This is a genomic window from Microcoleus sp. S36b_A4 (assembly GCF_036700645.1).
Classification (GTDB): domain Bacteria; phylum Cyanobacteriota; class Cyanobacteriia; order Cyanobacteriales; family Microcoleaceae; genus Microcoleus.
Genome location: NZ_JAUBPI010000026.1, coordinates 13892 through 34223 on the forward strand (window position 1 = coordinate 13892; position 20332 = coordinate 34223).

The 20332-nt window shown below is 45.4% G+C and carries 17 protein-coding genes; 10 read left to right on the forward strand and 7 right to left on the reverse strand.

Features of this window, described 5'->3' with window-relative positions; genetic code table 11:
- The first annotated feature begins 4 nt into the window (after positions 1-4).
- Positions 5-976 carry a glycosyltransferase gene (locus tag QUA03_RS10800; RefSeq protein WP_333211937.1) on the forward strand — a complete coding sequence of 324 codons (972 nt, stop codon included), beginning with the start codon at positions 5-7 and terminating at the stop codon, positions 974-976.
- Position 977: 1 nt separating this feature from the next.
- Here the strand turns inward: QUA03_RS10800 and QUA03_RS10805 are convergent, their stop codons facing one another.
- Entirely contained in the window at positions 978-1190 is a 213-nt protein-coding gene (locus tag QUA03_RS10805) for a hypothetical protein (protein ID WP_333212017.1), read from the reverse strand.
- Here QUA03_RS10805 and QUA03_RS10810 point away from each other — a divergent pair.
- Positions 1117-2034, forward strand: coding sequence for a glycosyltransferase family 2 protein (locus QUA03_RS10810; protein ID WP_333212013.1), 918 nt, complete (start codon positions 1117-1119; stop codon positions 2032-2034). The two genes, QUA03_RS10805 and QUA03_RS10810, sit on opposite strands and share 74 nt — an antisense overlap.
- Positions 2035-2101: 67 nt before the next feature.
- Here QUA03_RS10810 and QUA03_RS10815 read toward each other — a convergent pair whose 3' ends face one another.
- Positions 2102-2899 carry a cation diffusion facilitator family transporter gene (locus QUA03_RS10815; protein ID WP_333211939.1) on the reverse strand — a complete coding sequence of 266 codons (798 nt, stop codon included), beginning with the start codon at positions 2897-2899 and terminating at the stop codon, positions 2102-2104.
- Positions 2900-2954: 55 nt separating this feature from the next.
- Here QUA03_RS10815 and hpsU point away from each other — a divergent pair, with 55 nt between their 5' ends.
- A complete protein-coding gene (gene hpsU, locus QUA03_RS10820; RefSeq protein ID WP_333211941.1) occupies positions 2955-3632 on the forward strand; it encodes a hormogonium polysaccharide biosynthesis acetyltransferase HpsU in 678 nt (225 codons plus the stop codon).
- Between the two features lie 19 nt (positions 3633-3651).
- Here hpsU and QUA03_RS10825 read toward each other — a convergent pair whose 3' ends face one another.
- Entirely contained in the window at positions 3652-4980 is a 1329-nt protein-coding gene (locus tag QUA03_RS10825) for a response regulator (RefSeq protein ID WP_333211942.1), read from the reverse strand.
- A 5-nt stretch (positions 4981-4985) separates the two neighbouring features.
- Positions 4986-9860, reverse strand: a complete 4875-nt coding sequence (locus tag QUA03_RS10830; protein WP_333211944.1) for a PAS domain S-box protein — start codon at positions 9858-9860, stop codon at positions 4986-4988.
- 280 nt (positions 9861-10140) lie between these two features.
- Here QUA03_RS10830 and QUA03_RS10835 point away from each other — a divergent pair, with 280 nt between their 5' ends.
- From QUA03_RS10835 to QUA03_RS10845, 3 genes are all read left to right on the forward strand, one after another.
- Positions 10141-10275: a hypothetical protein gene (locus QUA03_RS10835; RefSeq protein WP_333211946.1), complete on the forward strand. Its 135-nt coding sequence runs from the start codon at positions 10141-10143 to the stop codon at positions 10273-10275.
- Between the two features lie 568 nt (positions 10276-10843).
- A complete protein-coding gene (locus QUA03_RS10840) occupies positions 10844-12355 on the forward strand; it encodes a mechanosensitive ion channel domain-containing protein (RefSeq protein WP_333211948.1) in 1512 nt (503 codons plus the stop codon).
- Positions 12356-12524: 169 nt separating this feature from the next.
- Positions 12525-12821 (forward strand): hypothetical protein, encoded by a 297-nt coding sequence (locus tag QUA03_RS10845; RefSeq protein ID WP_333211950.1) that lies wholly within the window; start codon positions 12525-12527, stop codon positions 12819-12821.
- A gap of 20 nt (positions 12822-12841) precedes the next feature.
- Here the strand turns inward: QUA03_RS10845 and QUA03_RS10850 are convergent, their stop codons facing one another.
- Positions 12842-14047 carry a transposase gene (locus tag QUA03_RS10850; protein WP_333211951.1) on the reverse strand — a complete coding sequence of 402 codons (1206 nt, stop codon included), beginning with the start codon at positions 14045-14047 and terminating at the stop codon, positions 12842-12844.
- Between the two features lie 127 nt (positions 14048-14174).
- Here QUA03_RS10850 and QUA03_RS10855 point away from each other — a divergent pair, with 127 nt between their 5' ends.
- Positions 14175-14654, forward strand: coding sequence for a hypothetical protein (locus QUA03_RS10855; protein ID WP_333211953.1), 480 nt, complete (start codon positions 14175-14177; stop codon positions 14652-14654).
- A gap of 86 nt (positions 14655-14740) precedes the next feature.
- Here the strand turns inward: QUA03_RS10855 and QUA03_RS10860 are convergent, their stop codons facing one another.
- Positions 14741-15349, reverse strand: a complete 609-nt coding sequence (locus QUA03_RS10860; protein ID WP_333211954.1) for a TetR/AcrR family transcriptional regulator — start codon at positions 15347-15349, stop codon at positions 14741-14743.
- A gap of 114 nt (positions 15350-15463) precedes the next feature.
- Between QUA03_RS10860 and QUA03_RS10865 the strand changes: the two genes are divergently transcribed.
- The 3 genes from QUA03_RS10865 (at position 15464) to QUA03_RS10875 (ending at position 19078) form a co-directional block, all read left to right on the forward strand.
- Positions 15464-16891: an HlyD family efflux transporter periplasmic adaptor subunit gene (locus QUA03_RS10865; protein WP_333211956.1), complete on the forward strand. Its 1428-nt coding sequence runs from the start codon at positions 15464-15466 to the stop codon at positions 16889-16891.
- Between the two features lie 64 nt (positions 16892-16955).
- Positions 16956-18140, forward strand: a complete 1185-nt coding sequence (gene devC / locus QUA03_RS10870; RefSeq protein WP_333211958.1) for an ABC transporter permease DevC — start codon at positions 16956-16958, stop codon at positions 18138-18140.
- Positions 18141-18361: 221 nt separating this feature from the next.
- Positions 18362-19078, forward strand: a complete 717-nt coding sequence (locus QUA03_RS10875) for a DevA family ABC transporter ATP-binding protein (RefSeq protein WP_333211960.1) — start codon at positions 18362-18364, stop codon at positions 19076-19078.
- 116 nt (positions 19079-19194) lie between these two features.
- Here the strand turns inward: QUA03_RS10875 and QUA03_RS10880 are convergent, their stop codons facing one another.
- A complete protein-coding gene (locus QUA03_RS10880) occupies positions 19195-20211 on the reverse strand; it encodes a glycoside hydrolase family 104 protein (RefSeq protein ID WP_333211962.1) in 1017 nt (338 codons plus the stop codon).
- Positions 20212-20332 lie beyond the last annotated feature (121 nt).

Below are 20332 nucleotides of genomic sequence, written 5' to 3' on the forward strand. Positions count from 1 at the left end.
ATTTATGCCAGATCATCCTCAGATATCAGCGATTATTTGCACCCACAATCGCGCCGCCTATTTAGGTGGGGCGATCGACAGCTTGCTGGTACAGGATTTTCCCGACAACTTTGAAGTAGTAGTAGTGGATAACGCTTCTAGCGATTATGCCAGCCCCGAAAGTTCGATTTCGCGCACCCGCGAGGTGGTAGAAGCAAGACAGGGCGATCGGCGCCTCAAGTACGTCTGGGAACCGGAAATCGGTCTGTCAGTAGCCCGGAATACCGGCGCTAAGCAAGCTCGCAGTGAAATATTAGCTTATCTCGACGACGACGCTATTGCTGAGCCGAATTGGCTCAGGGTACTGCACGCGGCTTATCAAAGCAATCAAAAACTCGCCGTAGCTGGTGGCAAAGTCAATGTGCTCTGGCCTTGTGGAGTCTCCCCGCCCCAATGGCTGTCAGCGGGATTGGCCCAGAACTTGGGAGCATATGATTTAGGCGATACTTGCCTGTACCTGACTGCTCCCGGTTTGACTCCCAGGGGGGTAAACTACTCGATCAGGCGCGCTTTTCTCGAACAAATTGGCGGCTTCGATGCCAAACTCGGTAGAGTCGGCACAAAATTGCTGTCAAATGAAGAATTGCGCGCCACAGAATTAGCATTAGAGCTAGGTTGGCAAGTAGTTTATCTACCTGATGCCCAGGTGCTGCACCATGTCGCGACAGAAAGGCTCAACAAAGCTTGGTTTCTAGAGCGCGGGTGGTGGCAAGGCATCAGCGAGTGTTATCGCGAACAATTGTCCGATCGAGCCGGTATTGCTCAGCTTGGGCGGGGGGGTGAAAGAATCTTGAGGGGTGTCTGGAAGTCTTTTAAATATATTAGAGATCCGGCGCTGCGTTTTGAAAATTTCGTTTTTGCCTGGGGTCAAATCGGTTATTTGAGCGCAGCCATCCGCGGCCTGATTTTTGCACCGAAATCGACCACTAGGTATTAGGCTATAGGCAATATCCCTCGCTGCTCAACTCGTTGGCGCGGCTGTACCGATCGCACTTCATCCACCAAAACTCGACCGCATTCAGGTTCAAGCACTCGATTATGACATCTAGTTCATCCAAGATTCCGGTTTCAGTTCTCATTCCGGCAAAAGACGAAGAACTTAATCTACCTGCGTGTCTGGCCAGCATTGCCAGGGCGGATGAAGTTTTCATGGTTGATTCCCAAAGTAGCGATCGCACGGTAGAAATTGCCATCAGCACCGGCGCAAAAGTTGTGCAGTTTTACTTTGACAACCGCTGGCCGAAAAAGAAAAATTGGTCATTGGACAATCTGCCCTTTCGCAACGAATGGGTATTAATTGTCGATTGCGACGAGCGCATTCCGCCGGAACTTTGGGACGAAATCGCGCAGGCGATCGAAGACCCCAATTTTGACGGCTACTACCTCAACCGCAAAGTCTTATTTTTAGGTCAGTGGCTGCGTTACGGTGGCCGATATCCCGACTGGAATTTGCGTTTGTTCAAGCATCAAAAAGGCCGTTACGAAAACCTCGGCACTGAATCCGTCCCCAATACTGGCGACAACGAAGTTCACGAACACGTAATTTTAGCGGGTCAAGTCGGCTACTTAAAAAATGACATGATCCACGAGGATTACCGCGATTTATTTCACTGGATAGAACGGCACAACCGCTATTCTAATTGGGAAGCTCGCGTTTATTACAATATTATTGAAGGGCGCGACGACAGCGGTACTATTGGCGCTCACTTATTTGGAGATGCAGTGCAGCGGAAACGCTTTCTAAAAAAAGTTTGGGTGCGGCTGCCTTTTAAACCCATGCTCAGATTTATTTTATTTTACTTCATTCAGCTCGGCTTTTTGGATGGAAAAGCTGGCTATATTTATGCAAGGTTATTGAGTCAATATGAGTATCAAATTAATGCAAAACTTTACGAATTGCGTTGTTGTGGCGGTCAGTTGAATGTGGCAGAACCTCAGCCGCCTTTGTCGTCACCAGTAGTTATCACTCAGGAGACAGAAGTTAAATTGCCTTAATATTTTGGAGACATGGGGGAATTGGGAATTAGGAAAGCCAGACCATAGCGAGTGGCTTGAGACATTTTCATTTAATAAGTTCTTCGAGGGATGGAAAAAGCAATTTTTCGGCGCTCACTTTTTCGCAATCACAAGGCGGTTGACTGGCTGATATTGCTGATACTTTTCCTAGCAGCAATTGGATGCTTTCGATTAGCAATGGTAGAGTTAATAAAATAATTGATGCTGACACCAGCAAGCTAATCAAGCCGTCAGCCCAATTCCAGTGCAACCAAGCCACAGCGATCGCAGCTAAAATTACTCCAAGCGAGGAAAATATGTCGGCGACTGCGTGCAGAAAGGCGCTTTTGAGGTTCAAGTCACCGTGACAGCAGGAATGCAAACAACAAGCATTAATCGAGTTGATGCTTAAACCAACTATGGCGGTAATTAACATCGGCAGTCCTTCTACTTCGGGAGTTGGGGACTGCAAACGGGCGATCGACTCTGCTGCAATCCAAAGGGCGATCGCTACTAAACTTATACTATTAATTAAAGCAGCAATGATTTCTCCTCGTTCAGGGATTGAGGATTGTGCGATCGTACAATCTACGGATTTACTTTTGCGTTTTACTGAGGAGTACCAAGTCGCTGTCAAAGTTATTGCTAAAGCTGCTACATCTGAAAAAACGTGACCCGCATCTGCTAATAGGGACAAACTATGAGAATTAAGTGCGGCGATTAACTCTGCTACAAAAAAGCTGCTAAGCAGTACCAATGCTGTTTGTAAAAGTCGCACTTTGCCAATTCTGGGATTTGTACTCTCGCATTGTGCGATATCCTTGGCGTTTTCCGAGTCAAAATTATCCCTAACTAGAAATGTCATGCAGCAGTCCTTAAGGTTAAACTCGATTTTAAATTAAACATTAAATTAACTATCAATGACCGATTATATACCAAATCCGAACCAAGATCCGGAAAATCCGATCGCAAATTCCCCAAATTCTCAAATAAACGATCGTCCAATTAGCGACAATCAGCCAAATACTTTGACAGGCGAATCTTTGGTTGATTTGCGGAAGTACGATCAATCAAAGTTCGATCGAGGAAAGCCTACTTGGGTAATTTTGGTTTGGTGGTTCGTGCAGGCGATCGCATTTCCCCTCACTCCACACCCTTTTAATCGCATCAGAAGCGGCTTGCTGCGGTTATTTGGAGCTAAAATAGGTTGTGGTGTGATTATCCGCCCTACGGCTCGTTTTACCTATCCTTGGAAAATTGCAATCGGAGATTACAGTTGGATCGGAGATGATGTTGTATTGTACAGTCTCGATCGAATTGCGATCGGCAAACACTGCGTCATTTCTCAAAAAAGCTACCTCTGCACCGGCACTCATAACACTCAAGACCCAGCCTTTGGCTTAATCACAGCACCTGTGATCATCAATAACGGCGTTTGGATTGCCGCCGACTGCTTCATTGGCCCTGGTGTAGAAATCGGTGCTAACGCTTTAATCGGAGCTCGCAGCAGCGTCTTTAAAAATATGCCAGCTAGCTTTGTTTGCACGGGAACACCTTGCCGTCCCCGCTATCAGCGAGAAATTAACCAAAGTTCATAAGAGACATTGCATCGGGAAACTAAGCAGCTTGAATGGCTTGTGGCCGAATTGGAATTTCAATGACGAATTCTATTCCCTTTCCTTCTGTAGGCTGGCAGTATAATCTGCCCCCATGCTTTTCAACGATAATTTGGTAACTGATAGATAACCCCAACCCAGTTCCCTTACCGATAGGTTTGGTGGTAAAAAAAGGGTCAAATAGTTTCGGTAGTAAACTTTCGCAAACTCCCCGACCATTGTCACTAATATGAATAGCAACCCAATTCTCGTGAATTACTTTTGTAGAAATTTGAATGCGGTTCGGGTGTTGTTTGATTTCTGCAAACGAACGCTGCTGATTAGATTCATCTAAAGCATCAATGGCATTGGAAATAATATTCATGAACACTTGATTTAATTGCCCAGCATGGCATTCTACTGGTGGAATATGACCGTAATTTTTTATTATTTCAATCTCAGGATGCTCTGGTTTTGATTTTAAACGATGATGCAGGATGGTGAGTGTACTATCAATTCCTTCATGAATATTTACTGCTTTCACGTCTGCCTCATCGAGGCGAGAAAAGATTCGCATAGACTTGACAATCTCTTGAATGCGCTGCGTTCCTAAGTTGATTGAGTTAAGAACTTTTATAAAATCTTCCTCCACAAATTCTAGTTCTATTTCATCCATAGCTGCTTGAATTCGAGGGGTGGGGTTTACATAATCTTCTTGATAGAGGTGTATAATATTTAGTAAGTTATGAGCGTACTCTTGGGCATAACCCAGATTGCCAGAGATGAAATTTATAGGGTTATTTATTTCATGAGCAATCCCAGCCGCCATTTGCCCTAAGCCGGACATTTTTTCGCTTTGGATTAACTTAAGCTGCATTTGTTGTAAATCATCGTAGGCTTGGCTGACTTCTCTAACTTTTTCCTCCAATAAGATGTTTTTTTCTTCTAATTTATCAGCAAGAACATGAAGCTTTAAATGCAGCTTGACGCGAGCTAATACTTCCTCCTGTTGGAAAGGTTTGGTAATATAATCTACAGCCCCAAGCTTAAACCCCTCAACTTTATTAGCCGTATCCGAGAGCGCAGTCATAAATATAATGGGAATCTGTTTAGTTTCTGGATTAGCCTGTAATCGACGACAGGTTTCAAATCCATCAATTTCTGGCATCATGACATCTAACAAGATTAGATCGGGGAGAGCATATTTGACTCGCTCTAGTGCCATTTTGCCAGATTTGGCAACCCGAATTTCAAATCCTTCTTGGCTTAAGGCATCAGATAAGACACCCAAGTTAGCTGAATTGTCATCAACTATAAGAATCGTACCATTTGCTTGAGTTTCTGAATTCATAAACCTTACTTGTAGGACTCAATAAACGTTAAAATCTCTTCGTCTTGAAAGTCCTTTGCCATCTGATGCAATCTTTTAGCAAAGGGAATATATTGGGGATCTATTTCTTCAAGTAATACCGCCTGCTTAACTATTTCTAGGAAATTTCCTTTCATAGCCAGTTCGTATAGAATTTCCATTTCTTTAGCTGGCGGGGCAATTAGCTCATCGGTGTCTGAGCCGATCGCCAGGGGATCTTCATTAGCTTCATAAACCCATTCTAAATCAAGATACTGTTGTAATTTTTGCAGGAGTTCCGTGGCTTGAACAGGTTTGGGAATAAAAGAGTTGCCTCCTGCTTCTAAACTTCTGTATTGATCGGCTTCAAATACGCTGGCAGAAGAGACAATAATGATGATGTCTTTGAAGTTGTCCGATTCTCTAACCCGCTTAATTAGCTCGAAGCCATCTAGTTCGGGCATTAGTAAGTCGGTAACGATTAAATCTGGCTGTACCTCCAGAATTTTTTCCCAGCCTTCCTCCCCATCGTTTGCTTCAGACACCTCAAAGCCTAGCGGACTGAGCAAATTGCTAACTACGGAACGGTTAGCCCATTTGTCATCAATAACCACAATCTTAGGCTGGCGGTCTTTGATGCCGATAATCTGGCCGCGATGGTCAATTTGAGAAGTTTTCACCCATTCATCGGCTTGAGATAGATTGACATCAAACCAGAAAATACTGCCAACATTCATCTCACTTTGAACCTGAATGGTACTGCCCATTAGTTCTACAATCCTTTGGCTAATTGCCAGTCCTAATCCCGTACCTTCCGTCTGCCGCCTGCGATCTCCTACCTGCTCGAAGGGCTGAAAGATAGCTTGGAGTTGATCTTGGGCAATGCCGGTACCTGTATCGCGTATTTCAAAGCGAATTTTTTCTTCTGTGGCAAAGCTGACTATAAAAGTAACAGCACCCTCATCCGTAAATTTAATAGCGTTACTTAAAAGATTAATTAACACTTGTCGCAAGCGTTTTTCATCCGCATGAATACCGATCGGGAGTTCGGGGCTTGATGGAAAATGAAACTGAATTCCCTTTAGTTCAGCTCGGATACGACACATTTCTGCGACACCTTGCAGGAACGCCGGGAAATGAAAATCCGTAGGCATGAGTTCCACTTTCTGTGCTTCAATCTTCGACAAGTCGAGAATATCATTGATTAAGGTCAGTAAATGGGAACCGCACTGATAAATAACATCAATGCGCGATCGCTCTTCTTGATTCAAGGATTTGGAACGCTGAAGAATTTGGGCGTATCCCATGATGCCATTAAGGGGAGTCCGCAACTCGTGGCTCATATTGGCAAGGAATTCACTTTTAGCGCGACTTGCTGCTTCGGCTGCTTCCTTAGCTTTTGCCATTAGGAATTCTGCTTGTTTGCGATCGTGGATATCGGTGCAAGTGCCAACCCACTCCCGGATGCTGCCATCTTCATTCAGAATAGGTACGCCCCTACCTTGGAAATAACGATAGTTTCCATCCGCTCCCCGGATTCGATATTCTATGTCATACAGGCTTTTCGTTTGCACTGCTTCCATCCACGCCTGAGCGGTTGATTCGCGATCGTCCGGGTGAATTGCATTTAACCAGCCAAAACCAACCACCTCCTCTACGGTTTGTCCGGTGTAAGCTCTCAGAGTCGGCATATCCGGGCATCGCCCCTCAGAATCGCCTGTCCAGACAATTTGGGACGTAGCAAGAATTAGCGAACGATAGCGTTCTTCGCTTTGTTTGATCGCATCTTCCGCTTGTTTGCGATCGTGGATATCGCTGGAAGTGCCAATCCACTCCCGGATGCTGCCATCTTCATTCAGAATTGGCACCGCTCTAGCTTGAAAATAACGATAGTTTCCATCTGCACCCCGGATGCGATATTCTATGTCATACCTACTTTTCGTTTGCACTGCTTCCATCCAGACCTGAACTGTTGGTTCGCGATCGTCTGGGTGAATTGCATCTAACCAGCCAAAACCAACCACTTCGTCTACGGTTTGTCCAGTGTAAGCTCTGAAAGTTGGTAGATCTGGGCATCTTCCTTCTGCATCCGTTATCCAGACCATTTGGGACGTAGCAGCGATTAGCGAACGATAGCGTTCTTCGCTTTGTTTGATCGCATCTTCCGCTTGTTTGCGATCGGTAATATCTCGCACCACAGATAACGCATACAGCTTGTCATCCTGCCAATAGGGGGTTGCTGTAACTTCCACATCAATACACTTGTTATCCTTGTGGATATCAATGGCATGACAGAAGAACTGCTTACCTGCCTTCACAGTTTCTAAGAAGTCCACAAATAGGTGGTAACTATCTGGGTGTATGAAGCCTCCAGGTGGTAGTTGAGTGAACTCCTCATAAGTGTAGCCGTGGATTCTGGCTTGCGCCGGATTGATGGCGACTACTTTTCCGGTTTCTAGTTCTGTGATGATAATGCCATCGTTCACCGACTCAAAAATACTGCGATACTGAGTTTCTTTATGTCGCAACGCTTCTTCCGCTTGTTTGCGATCGGTAATATCTCGTGTTGTGGCGATCAGGCCGAGGATATTGCCATTAGCATCCCGCCAAGGAGCTTTTGTAGTTAAAAAGGTCCTAGGGGTTTCATCAAGAGAGATATCTTCCTCGTAACTCTCAGTGATTCCTGTTGCCATGATTTGACGATCTTTTGCCATCATTTCACGGGCAGCGTTAGGCAGTAATTCCCAATCATCTTTGCCGATGATTTCCTCACTTGGCTTGCCCAAGAAGTTTGCCAAATTGGAGTTAATGGCAACATAACGCCCTTCTCGATCTTTAACGACAATGAAGTCGGGTGTACTTTCCAAAATAGAGTTTAGCAGTGCATTACGATCGCGCAGAGCTTCTTCAGCTTGTTTGCGATCGCTAATGTTTCGTGCTATGGCGATCATGCCGAGAATATTGCCCTGAGCGTCCCGCCAAGGGGCTTTTGTCGTTAAAAAAGAAGTGGTGATCTTACCATTAGAAACATCTTCTTCGTAGGTTTCAGTAGTGCCTGCTTCCATGATCTCGCGGTCTTTTGCCATTATTGCAACGGCGGCCTCCGGGGGAAGGAGTTCCGAATCGTCTTTACCCAGGATCTCCTCAATGGGTTTACCGTAAAAGGATTTTGCCCCATTGGAATTAAGGGCAACGTATCGGCCTTCCCGGTCTTTAACAACTATTATGTCTGGCGTACTTTCCAAGATAGAGCTCAGCAAGACGTTGCGATCGCGCAGCGCAGCTTGCTGTTCGCGCAGAGCTTCTTCAGCTTGTTTGCGATCGGTAATATCTGTATTAGCCCCAATCCATTCCCGAATTGAACCATCCGCATTCAGTAGTGGTATACCACGACAACTCATGTACCGATATTCGCCGTCATAGCGGCGCATACGTAATTCATCTTCATAGAGCGAGCGATTGGCCACGGCAGCCGACCATATACTAGCAACATGAGCGCGATCGTCTGGGTGGATCGTGTCTAGCCAGCCCCATCCCTTGTACTCATCAAATGTCAGTCCTGTAAATGCACCTAAAGTAGGTTGCTCGCTGGCCAATTCGCCCTCAGCATTACCGATCCAAATACTTTGAGCGGTAGCTTCGATCAAAGAACGAAATCGTTCTTCACTTTGTTTTAGGACATCTTCTGCGTTTTTGCGATCGCGAATATCCCGCGTAATAGTGGCAATCCCTACGGGTTCATTAGTCTCTGGATGGTTTACCAGAAATAGGGTGTAATCTACGGCGATGGGTTGACCTGTCACGAAATGTCTGAAGCGGAAATCACTCCGCCAACTTCCCTCTTGCATTATTGCAGGCATAATAGACTGCTGTACAAAGTCCAAATCTTCTGCCATGAAGAAGTCGGTAATGTGTTTGGTTTTGGCTTCGTTCAAACTACTGAGTCCCACCAAATCCCGACCAGCCTGATTCACGAGTATAGGGCGACCATCCATCGAGGCAACGCCAATAAAGTCACGGCTATTCTCGATCGTTGTAACAAGCAATTGCCGCTCTTCCTCTGCTTTTTTGCGATCGCGCAGCGCAGCTTGTTGTTCGCTAATATCCCGCGCAATAGTGGAAATAAACTCGACTTCACCCGCTTCGGTTTTGTGGACGATCAAAACCTGGGAGACTGGAATTTCTTCCCCATCCCGTGACAAAAATAGGATTTCACCAGCCCACCTACCCTCTCGCAAGGCGGTGGGAATTATTTCGTTGTGGAACTTTGCTTTAGCCGAGGGAGCTAATACAGAATCTATAGTAAACGGCGATCGTGCTTCCTCTAGAGACATCCCCAGCATTTCCTGTCCGGCTTTGTTGAGATAGACGCTATGCCCAGCCGCATCCACAACTCCTACTAAGTCGGAAGTTGCTTCCAAAATTGCCGTCAGTCGTGCCTGCTTTTGTTCTGCCCGCTTGCGATCGGTAATTTCAATTACAATCCCACCAAGACCAAAAACGATGCCATTTTCGTCCAACAAAGGATAGTAAGATGCTTGCCAGTAGCGCAGGATGCCCGGTTCTTTCGGCGTTTCACCCACTAATTCATAGTCGAGAATTGCCTTGCCCGTATCCAGAATGCCTTGCAGCATTGGTTCCACAGTCGCAGCCAATTCTGGCAGCACTTCACGCACTGACCTACCAATATGGTCTGCCACACAAACGCCATTCATCTGGGCCAAAACTTCGTTAATTTGGACATACCGGAGTTGGCGGTCAAAAATCAGCATTCCGGCATTGGCACCTGCAAAAAAAGCGTCGAAGTGAGCCTGTCGCAATACCTGTGCTGTTGTGTTCTCTTGCTGGGGCGGTTGGTTTTTATGTGGTGGGAATGTGCTCATGTTGGCTCGTGCATTTCAGCTATAATTCTAGAACTTCTTTCCAATTATGGGTTCGTAAGGTTTTCCTTTTTTCCTATTTGGGTACTGAATAAAACGTTCAGTAGGGCGACCATTAGGCTTTCAATCGGCGATATATGTATCCCTTGCGACAATATTTCCGTTAATTCTTCGGATGTATCGCCAAGCAGTTCTATTGCTCATCAATTCTATTCCTAATCAATTTTATGGGTAGTACATTGGTGACAACATAAGCTAGGGCAGCGTTTGTCAATCAGGAATTATGCTCAGCATTTACTCAGATTTGGGGGAAAACTTAGATTTGGGCGATCGAGCAATCATGGCGATCGCCATATTTATGCCCACCAACCCCCAAATCGCCAATTTTCCACTCCTCAACAAGCAGTATTTTAAGTAAAATTACGGATTGACAAATGCGATTAAATTATAGTTTTTCCCCCATGTCAGTAGAATGCCAAGTATTCTTGGAACGTTATCAATTTTAGCTAGATGCGTTAAATTTTCATTTAGATATACACAAGAGGGAAGCAACTGGCAGAGTAATAGCAATATCTCTCCCACCAGTCAAAATCATTGTAATACTTGGATATTTGACTTGTCCACTTAAATAGTCATTGAATAATCCCTGCTTAAGTTGATAACGGGACTTCAAAAAAAAATAGTGGAGAGTATGATAAACTCAAATCGAGTTAATGTTGACTAAAGTTAGTAGAGCGATCGCTTTAACAATAGATGAGTCGGCTCTCGGCTCGCGAAAAAGTGGCACACTAACCGCAGGCCTGCGAAGACCAGGTATCCGAAAAATTGGCAAGAGGGATAACTGCGTATTATGAGGAACCACATCTCTATCTAACGACTTCACTTTTTTTACTCTAAAAACAGGTTAACATTTAGGATAACGATCTCAGTATTTTATTTTTACATTGGGTACTGAGAACTTTATTTTTTACTACTTTCCTTAAAAAATGACCACACAAAAAACCTTGTTTCCTGAATTTAAATTGAATACAATTCCCGAAGAAGTATTGACACAGATATCGCAAATATTTACAGCTACCCTATTTAAAATAGGTGAAAATCCAGTATCGTTGCAGTCACTGGTGGAACTGATTGTATTGTTTATGGCTATCCTTGTCATAGCACGCTCTTTTACAAACTTTCTTAAGGAACGCTTGCTAGTCAGACTGGGAATTGACGAGGGAAACCGGGAAGCGATCGCAGTAATTATTGGGTATTTGATAGTAGCTTTGGGGGTGATAGTCGCCATCCAAAGCATCGGTTTCAACCTCGCTTCTTTTGCAGTAGTTGCGGGGGGATTGGGAGTCGGAATTGGCTTCGGAATCCAAGATTTAACAACTAATTTTGTCAGTGGCTTAACGCTGCTTTTAGACAGACCTGTGAAAGTTGGAGACTTTGTGGAATTAGAAGGATTAATGGGAATCGTCAAAAAAATCTCGATTCGATCGACCATCATCCAAACCACTGAGGACTCTAGCGTCATTGTTCCCAACAGCAAAATGATTAGCAACAAAATTGTTAACTGGAGTTACGAAAACTCCCTACTCTGTCTGCGAGTTCCCGTAGAAGTAGCGGAGAATAGTAACCCGCTGTTAGTGACAGAAACTCTGTTAAATATTGCTTACAAAGAAGCAGGAGTTTTGTACGAGCCCAATCCGAAAGTATTGTTTGTCGAGTTTGGTGATGATAGTTTTAAATTTGAACTTTTAGTTTGGACGGACAAGCCGACTGAAAGAGAAATAATTAAAAGTTCTTTAAATTTTGCAATTGAATACAATTTCCGCCACCAAAAGATAGAATTTCCGTTCAATGACAGAGAAATTTATTTGCAAAACCCCGAAGTTCTGTTGTCAATGTTCAACAAAAAAGAAACTGCAATTGACCTCCCGAACAGTTACTCGGAAAATGAGCAAAAACCGCCAATTTTTGCAGAGAAACTGAAAAAGCCATCGTCGCTTAGCTGTTTGCTGCGAGAGGTGGAATACTTTGAAAATCTGACCGATCTGGAATTGCGGCAATTGATTGAAGTTGGATACCGCAAACGGCTGCGATCGCAAGAATATTTGTTTCACGAAAACGACCCCGGAGATGCTTTTTACATGATTCTTTCAGGTTCAGTAGAAGTTTTTGTAGAAGCTATTGACAAACATCTGAATAACCTCGGTTCTGGTCAGTTTTTCGGGGAACTTTCTTTGATGTTGGGCATCCCCAGAACTGCTTCGGTAAGAGCTTTGGAAGAAACAATTTTGTTTGCCATCAATAAAGAAGGTTTCCAGAAAGTTTTAACTGAACGACCGGATTTATCTGAACAGATTATTCAAGAAATAGTCAAACACAAAGAAGAACTCAGCGAGAGACAGCAATTATTGCGAGAAATGGAATTGGTAGATGCAGCAGAAGAGGATGAAAATCCTGTAGAATGGGTGAGAAAACGGCTAAAAAATCTATTTAGCGTTTGAAATAATTTCTATGACGCGATTTATTCACGATCTCTTTGCCAAAGAATACCTGGAGGAATTGCTGTCGCCACTCGGAACGGTTAATATCGGCCGCGATGTGACTTCGGAAGTCTGAGAAATCGATGTTTACTTCACTTTCTTCAATCTAAAATCTAAAATCTAAAATCGATTGATGCCCACAGCATCGAAAGCATTGGTAGATAGCTTTAATGCGATACCAGACACAGAGAATTGGATGCAGGGAATTTATTTTTTGGGGGAATCTTTGCGAACTGCAATTGTGGCTATTCACCAGTTGCCAGAAACTCCAGACACGCTGTGGTTGAGGATTTTGGGCAAAGGGGGAGTGCAGCAAAGGGCTATTTCCCAATTAAGCGCTTTAGCAACAGACGATCCGTTGCGGATTATCGCGCTAGAATTGCTGTATCGGTTACAGTCAAATTTATTGACATCCTCCCCGCCGTAAACGGTCGGGGATTCTAAACATCACTGTTTAGGCTTCCTCTTTCCACGACTCGACTTACATTGAGGAGTTGCCTCACCAATGCAGCGGTCGATGTCTCCAGAGGCGTTTAACGTTTCCGTGTGCCCCACGGTACGAAGTCCTAACTCAAGTATGTTGATTGCGGCATTCCAGTCACGTAAGAGTACAACACCGCAATGTTGGCAGCGGTGCGTTCTTTGACTCAAAGACTTTTTGACGATTTCCCCACAGTTAGAACAATTTTGCGAAGTGTAGTGCGGTGGTACAGCAACTGTTACCACTCCAAACACTTTGCCGAAATATTCCAACCATTGACGGAAAGCAGACCATGCAGCATCCGAAATAGATTTAGCTAGCTTTCTATTTTTGACCATATTTCGCACCTGCAAATCTTCGTAGGCAACCAAGTCGCTAGACTGGATTACGCATCTTGCCAATTTCACGGCAAAATCTTTACGTTGTCTACTTACTTTGAGGTGTTTTCTACTTAATCGGTTTCTTGCTTTGGCTTTATTTTGGGAGCCTTTTTTTGTTCTCGAAAGACGCCGATTCAGTCGTTTGAGAGCTTTCTCGGACTTTCTCAGATGACGCGGGTTTTCAATTGTTTGACCGTCTGAATCTGTGTAGAAGTGAGTCAAACCAACGTCCAAACCTAGTGTTTTACCAGTTGGCGTTCTCTTTTCTAGTCGTTCTTGGTCGATCAAAAACTGAACGTAGTAACCGTCGGCTCTACGAACAACACGCACGCGCTTAAGCTGCTTTAATTGGTAGAAGTGCAAGTCGCGAGTTCCCCACAACTTAAAACTTCCGGCTTCAAACCCATCAGTGAAAGTGATAGTACGTCTATCATCCGACAACTTATAGCCTGTTGTTTTATATTCAACAGAGTCGTGCGTCTGATGTTTTTTAAAACGCGGGAAGCCCTTTTTCCCTGGTGTGCTTTTTTTGCAGTTGTCGTAGAACCGCGCAATTGCAGACCAAGCTCTTTCGGCAGAAGCCTGACGCGCTTGAGAGTTGAGTTTAGCAGCCCAATGAAATTCTTTGGCTAGGACAGCGCAGTAGGCGCTTAACTCGTACTTGCCGATTCCCAAGTTGTCGAGCCAGTATCTCAGACAGCTATTGCGAACGAAGCGAGCGGTGCGGATGGCTTCGTCTAGCCTCTCGTACTGTTGCTTCGTCCCCTCAAGTTTTGCCTCAAATACCAACATAGTTACGCTTGTCGTGTCAGCGTAAGTATAACACAGAAAGCCGTCCTACAAGGACGGGGCTTTAAACCCAATTATTTTAGTAACCGATGCGCCACAAGTATTAGAGCCAGAAGAGCGGGAGTTAATTATGGCCATTGCACCACTTTTTCAACAACAAATACAAGCCGCACAGCAACAAGCTAGAGAAGAAGGACTAGAACAAGGACTAGAAGAAGGATTAGAACGAGGGCTAGAACAAGGACTAGAACGAGGCAGACAAGAACAACAGCGCTTAATATTAGAAAATTTTCTGCGAGTTAGATTTGGAGAATCAAGTCCAAAAATGACAGTTTTTCTATCTCCAATATCCAAGTTGGCGGCGGAATTTACAGTTTTGTTGCTGGCAATATCGATGTTAACAGTCGATGAAACAGGGCGGGAAGCAGCGGTTAAATTGTTAGCTGAAAGTGTCTTGCAAATACGATCGCCTGAATTGGGCGATCTTCTGCCTGCAGCAGTTACTAATTTATTTGCATTGCCTGTGGCAGAATTGACATTGTTTGTAGAACAACTGCCGCAGTTATCTGCGGAGGAATTGAGGGACAGGTTAGGAAAAACACCTGAATAGAACCTGCGATCGCAGCCATAAAGGGATCTCGCTCTTTATGGCTGCGATCGCTCTCAAATAAAATTCCTAAATTTTGTCGATCGCACTTAGGAATTGGACTGCGGGGATAAGATCAAATGCAGCAGACCCTCGATCAGTCGATCGCGCTCCATTGGGATAATATCTTTGCCGTGCATCATATGCTGCGTTAACTGGAAATATACCAGCGATCCAATAAAAATCCGCGCCGTTGCCTCCGGATCTGGCAATTTTAACTCTGGATGCGATGCGAAATATTGAGTAAGCCGATCGATCCCCGGTTTGGCTAAGTTTTTCACAAAAGTCTGCGCTAACTGGGGAAAACGCCCCGACTCCGCAATCACTAACCTCACAAAATTGAGAAATTCAGGTTCCTGCGTCACCTGCTCTAATAGAGTTGTGGCAACGAATCGCAGCGCTACGGCCGGTTCTTCATCCAGAACTGTAAAATGGACTTTTTCTCGCGCCAGCCGCTGTACCAAAGCCGCGAATAATCCTTCTTTATCTGTAAAATAGCTGTAAACCGTGGCTTTGGAAACTCCGCCCGTCTTCGCTACCTTGTCCATACTCGTCCCCGCGTAGCCGTGGGCTAAAAATTCTTGCATCGCACCTTGCAGGATTTGCTCGGTTTTGTCACTTGCTGCTGCGTCTGGTTCGATCGGTTTTGTCCTTGCCATACCTTGCTTCTGTAATTTTTATTTGGGATCTTGACATTATTATACTGAACGGTTTAGTATTAAAACATATCAGAACTAAACGGTTTAGTTTTATTCCTCAAAAAGAGGTATGTCATGGTACACCAACCAACAGCAGACAGCTTATCCTCAAATCCATCCCTAGTTAAACAACTCCTAGTTGTGGCAGCAGTAGCAACCCTGGGGGCAGCAGGAACCACAGGCTATACGATCTGGCGATCGCGCATACCCGATCCGAACGCAGTAGCCGCAGCAGCAGCCGTCACAGCATCCCAATTAACAACAGTTACAGCCTTGGGGCGACTCGAACCCAGAGGAGAAGTAATTAAAGTCTCCGCCTCCGGTGCTGCGGAAGGAAACCGGATCGATCAACTGTTGGTAAAAGAGGGAGACAGGGTGAAAACAGGCCAGGCGATCGCAATTCTCGACAGTCGCGATCGCCTGCAAGCGGCCCTAGACCAAGCTCAAGAACAAGTGCGCGTCGCCGAGGCAAACCTAGCAAAAGTCAAAGCTGGAGCCAAAAACGGCGAAATCCAAGCCCAGAAAGCCACTATTGCCCGCATAAGAGCCGATCGCAGCAACGAAATCACAGCGCAACAGGCGATCGTTGCCCGTCTAGAAATCGATCGCAGCACCGAAATTGCAGCGCAACAAGCCACAATTGCCCGCATCAGGGCCGAACAACAAGGTGAAATTCAAACCCAACAAGCCACAATTGCCCGTCTACAAGCCGAACTCCGCAACGCCATCAGCGAGGATCAGCGTTACTCCCAACTCTATGAACAGGGAGCAATTTCCGCCTCAACTAGCGACAGCAAAAGCCTCGCCGCCGAAACCGCCCAACAGCAAATCAACGAAGGAAAGGCAAAACTGAATCAAATTCGCCAATCCCGCCAACAACAAATTAACGAAGCGCAAGCCAAACTTAACCAAATTCAGCAATCCCGCCAACAACAAATTAACGAAGCGCAAGCCAAACTCAGCCAAGTTGAGCAATCTCGACAACAGCAAATCGACGAAGCCAAAGCAAATCTCGATCGCATCGCCGAAGTACGCCCCGTTGACATAGCAGCAGCAGCCGCCGAAGTCAGTTCCGCCGCTTCTGCAGCCAAACAAGCCAAAGCCAATCTGGATCTAGCTTACATCCGTGCTCCCAGAGACGCCCAAGTCCTGAAAATTCATACGCATCCGGGGGAAAGGGTGGGAAACGACGGCATTGTCGAACTTGGACAAACTCGCGAGATGCTGGCTGTTGCGGAAATCTACGAAAGCGATGTGGACAAAGTACGCCTCGGACAAACCGCCAAAATTACTAGCGATGCTTTGACAGGCGAATTGCGGGGAACTGTCGAACATATTGGTTTGCAAGTGCAGCGACAAAACATTGTTAACACCGATCCTTCTGCGAATATTGATAGTCGAATTGTCGAAGTAAAAGTGCGCTTAGATCAAGCTTCCAGCCAGAAAGTAGCGGGATTCACCAATTTGCAAGTCAAAGTGGCGATCGGGGAAATTAAAGATTAAGAAGTCTTAAACCGCAGGGTCGCTTTCTTCAATCCAAAATCCAAAATCTAAAATCTAAAATCCTATGCTTGGACTCATAAAACCCTTACAACAATTAAGACGCAGAACTTCCCTCGGATGGCTGCAACTGAGTCACGACAAAGGCAGAATGGCCGTTGCAGTAGCAGGAATTGCCTTTGCTGACGTTTTGATGTTCATGCAGTTAGGCTTTCAAAATGCCCTTTACACCAGCAATACGCGGCTGCACCAAAGCTTGCAAACAGACTTAGTTTTGATTCACCCCCAAGCGCGAAATTTGATTAATTTGTCTTCCTTCCCCAGACGCAGATTGTATCAAGCAATGAACGTACCGGGGGTGAAATCAGCCGAGCCGCTTTACGTGAAAATTGCTAACTGGAAAAATCCCGAAACTCGGCGCGAAACGTCGCTGATGGTGGTGGGTTTCAATCCGAATCGCCCTGCGTTTGCGCTTCCCGAAGTTAACCAAAATTTGAACGCGATTAAATTGCCGGATACCGTGTTGTTCGATCGAGCTTCTAGGGGAGATTACCAAAAAACGATCGCCCAAATCGATCGAGGCAAAGCCGTTAAAGCTGAGGTCGAGCGACGCACGATTAACGTCAGCGGTTTATTCACAGTTGGAGCATCTTTTGCCGCCGATGGTATTTTGATGACTAGCGATCAAAATTACCTGCGCCTGTTTGCGAGACAAAATGCCGCGAGTGTTAATGCCGGATTAATTCAACTGCAACCGGGTGCTGACCCCGTGGAAGTTCAACAAGTTTTGAAAGCATATTTGCCGCCGGATGTCAAGGTATTAACCAAACAAGAATTTATCGATTTTGAGAAAAACTATTGGGCTAAGAATACTGCGATCGGCTTTGTGTTTAATTTAGGCGTCGCGATGGGTTTTGTAGTTGGTGTGATTATTGTTTATCAAGTTCTCTCAACCGATGTCAGCGACCACATGGGAGAATACGCTACTTTTAAAGCGATGGGCTACCGCAATGTTTATTTACTGGGCATCGTTTTTGAAGAAGCTCTAATTCTTTCCGTCCTCGGTTTTTTGCCAGGAGTAGGAGTTTCTTTCGGACTTTACTCTTTAACCCGCCAAGCCACAAATTTACCGCTTTATATGACGCTGCTTAGAGCATTTATAGTATTACTTTTGAACGTGATTATGTGCACTATTTCGGGAGCAATTGCTACTCGCAAGCTGCAAGCCGCCGATCCGGCAGATATGTTTTAAGGGAAAATGAATCAGTTTATAGGATTCGGCGGTTGAAACCGCTACTAGACAAACTAAGTCCCTCTCTAAGAGAATAAAGAATAAAGGGGGTATTAAAGCAAAATTTTGTATAAAGTCCTGAATACACCCATATTTTTTGTAATCATTCTCTTGTTTTCCCTCTGCATTATCGGCGGCAAAAGCGATTAAGTTTAAAACCTCAAACCTCAAACCAAAAAGTTATGAACTCTACTACTCTCTACCCGACAACCAACGCATTACAGATTCCTGCATCTATAATTTCCGCGCACCAACTCGACCACTACTTCGGTCAAGGTCAACTGCGAAAACAGGTACTTTTTGACATTAATCTCGATATTAATGCAGGTGAAATTGTGCTAATGACGGGGCCTTCCGGTTCGGGAAAAACAACGCTTTTAACTTTGATTGGCGGGCTGAGATCCGGTCAATCGGGAAGTCTCAAAATTCTCGGTCAAGAAATGTGCAAAGCGAGTGCAGACGAATTGGTAAAGGCGCGGCGCAAGATTGGTTATATTTTTCAGGCGCACAACTTGCACCGCAGTTTGACAGCGCTGCAAAACGTGCAAATGGGTTTGGAAGTTCACGGGAATTTGTCGCGTTCTCAAATGCGCGATCGCTCTGCAAAAATGCTAGAGTTAGTAGGATTGGAACAGCGGATTAACTATTATCCAGATGATTTGTCGGGAGGACAAAAACAAAGAGTTGCGATCGCCCGCGCTTTGGTCAGTCAACCGCAAATTGTTTTAGCTGACGAACCAACAGCCGCGCTGGACAGCAAATCCGGTCGCGAAGTGGTGAATTTGATGCAGCAACTTGCCAAAGAACAGGGTTGTACAATTTTGTTAGTAACCCACGATAACCGAATTTTGGATATTGCCGATCGCATCGTTCACATGGAAGATGGAAAATTAGCCTAATTTTTAAATTTCTGAAGAATAGACATCACCCATAACGGCCCCATTTTCAATTTTGGATGTCAAAATTTCATCCAAAATTCCCAAACTCTAATCTCCACTCGTCCTTGAACAGTTGACTAATTGCTAACAACTAATCCTTGTCGGTAAATCCCCAAATTTTGCAGGTACATTGCTTCGAGTTTGGGCATCGACGATTCCACGGAACCGCCATAACGCCGAAAAGAAGGCCAGATGTAAGCGAGTTTTCTTACTGCGGGCTCCAATCGACCCGCTTCTATATCTTCTAATGCACCTTTTTCTCGGATTAACTCTATAGCCATCAAATCTTGATTTTCTGGGCTGAAATCGCGGACGCCAAATTTTTTGGCAAATCTGTCCCAAGTGGTGCTGAGAAACTGATATCGCCCCGCTGCGTCGGAACAGAGTTTTTTACCATAGCGGCGGCCGCACCTCATTTCCCTGGGATGATCTTGAAAGCTGACAAATTTTGTACCGGTGTACTGGGTGCGGTAGCCGTCGGGGCTAGCGGTTCCTTCGGCGGCTGCGATGGTGTCGAGAAAGGCTTTGACTCGACGTTCCGGGCTGATGCTATCGAGTCTGCTATCCTGTCTGGGCTCTGGTGAATTCAGGGTTGCAGTTTTGGGCGATCGATCGCGATCGATGTTATCCTCTCGTTTGTCTGGTGAATCGAGCGCCGCAACTTCCTGCAGGCGTTTCGGGGCGGGCGAGCTTCCTGCCGAGACCGATTGTCCCCACAACAGCCTCGGCGTCATTCGACCTAAGAAAAAGCACAAACAGATTAAGAAACCCCAAGAGAGTTGAAAACGAAGGAGTTTGGAGTGATTCCGGCGCAGAATCGGCCACCGGTGAAGGGGGAGTGTTGCGGGCAAAATTTTCGTTTGCTGGCCGAAGGCGAACAGCGATTTCAGCGCTAGCAAGGTTTGCTGGTAGAAACGCGGTGGAAGTTTCCGAGCTCTCATCGCTCCGGCGAAAGTCTCCACATCTGTCAGAGTAACTTGTGCCAGCGGTTTTGCGACAAAGACTCGAAAATGGTTGGCCGCCTGCCAGCTAAAGCGCCGGTTGCGGGGGGATTTGCGGTTTACCCACAGGCGAATTAGCTCCATGTCTGACATAGGGAGCAGGTGGCTTCCCAGATGTTTTGATGCGTACAAAAGTACCTCCTGATATCAGTTCAGGTTGAAATATCCCAGTTTGTGGACTTGAGATTGGTTTCACCGTTGAAATTGGGGACTG

Excerpts from the sequence above, each read along its gene's own strand:
- QUA03_RS10800 (WP_333211937.1), top strand. The coding sequence starts at position 5 with ATGCCAGATCATCCTCAGATATCAGCGATTATTTGCACCCACAATCGC.
- QUA03_RS10805 (WP_333212017.1), bottom strand. The coding sequence starts at position 1,190 with ATGAAAACTTCATCCGCCCTGGCAATGCTGGCCAGACACGCAGGTAGA.
- QUA03_RS10815 (WP_333211939.1), bottom strand. The coding sequence starts at position 2,899 with ATGACATTTCTAGTTAGGGATAATTTTGACTCGGAAAACGCCAAGGAT.
- hpsU (WP_333211941.1), top strand. The coding sequence starts at position 2,955 with ATGACCGATTATATACCAAATCCGAACCAAGATCCGGAAAATCCGATC.
- QUA03_RS10825 (WP_333211942.1), bottom strand. The coding sequence starts at position 4,980 with ATGAATTCAGAAACTCAAGCAAATGGTACGATTCTTATAGTTGATGAC.
- QUA03_RS10830 (WP_333211944.1), bottom strand. The coding sequence starts at position 9,860 with ATGAGCACATTCCCACCACATAAAAACCAACCGCCCCAGCAAGAGAAC.
- QUA03_RS10835 (WP_333211946.1), top strand. The coding sequence starts at position 10,141 with ATGCTCAGCATTTACTCAGATTTGGGGGAAAACTTAGATTTGGGCGAT.
- QUA03_RS10840 (WP_333211948.1), top strand. The coding sequence starts at position 10,844 with ATGACCACACAAAAAACCTTGTTTCCTGAATTTAAATTGAATACAATT.
- QUA03_RS10850 (WP_333211951.1), bottom strand. The coding sequence starts at position 14,047 with ATGTTGGTATTTGAGGCAAAACTTGAGGGGACGAAGCAACAGTACGAG.
- QUA03_RS10855 (WP_333211953.1), top strand. The coding sequence starts at position 14,175 with ATGGCCATTGCACCACTTTTTCAACAACAAATACAAGCCGCACAGCAA.
- QUA03_RS10860 (WP_333211954.1), bottom strand. The coding sequence starts at position 15,349 with ATGGCAAGGACAAAACCGATCGAACCAGACGCAGCAGCAAGTGACAAA.
- QUA03_RS10865 (WP_333211956.1), top strand. The coding sequence starts at position 15,464 with ATGGTACACCAACCAACAGCAGACAGCTTATCCTCAAATCCATCCCTA.
- devC (WP_333211958.1), top strand. The coding sequence starts at position 16,956 with ATGCTTGGACTCATAAAACCCTTACAACAATTAAGACGCAGAACTTCC.
- QUA03_RS10875 (WP_333211960.1), top strand. The coding sequence starts at position 18,362 with ATGAACTCTACTACTCTCTACCCGACAACCAACGCATTACAGATTCCT.
- QUA03_RS10880 (WP_333211962.1), bottom strand. The coding sequence starts at position 20,211 with ATGTCAGACATGGAGCTAATTCGCCTGTGGGTAAACCGCAAATCCCCC.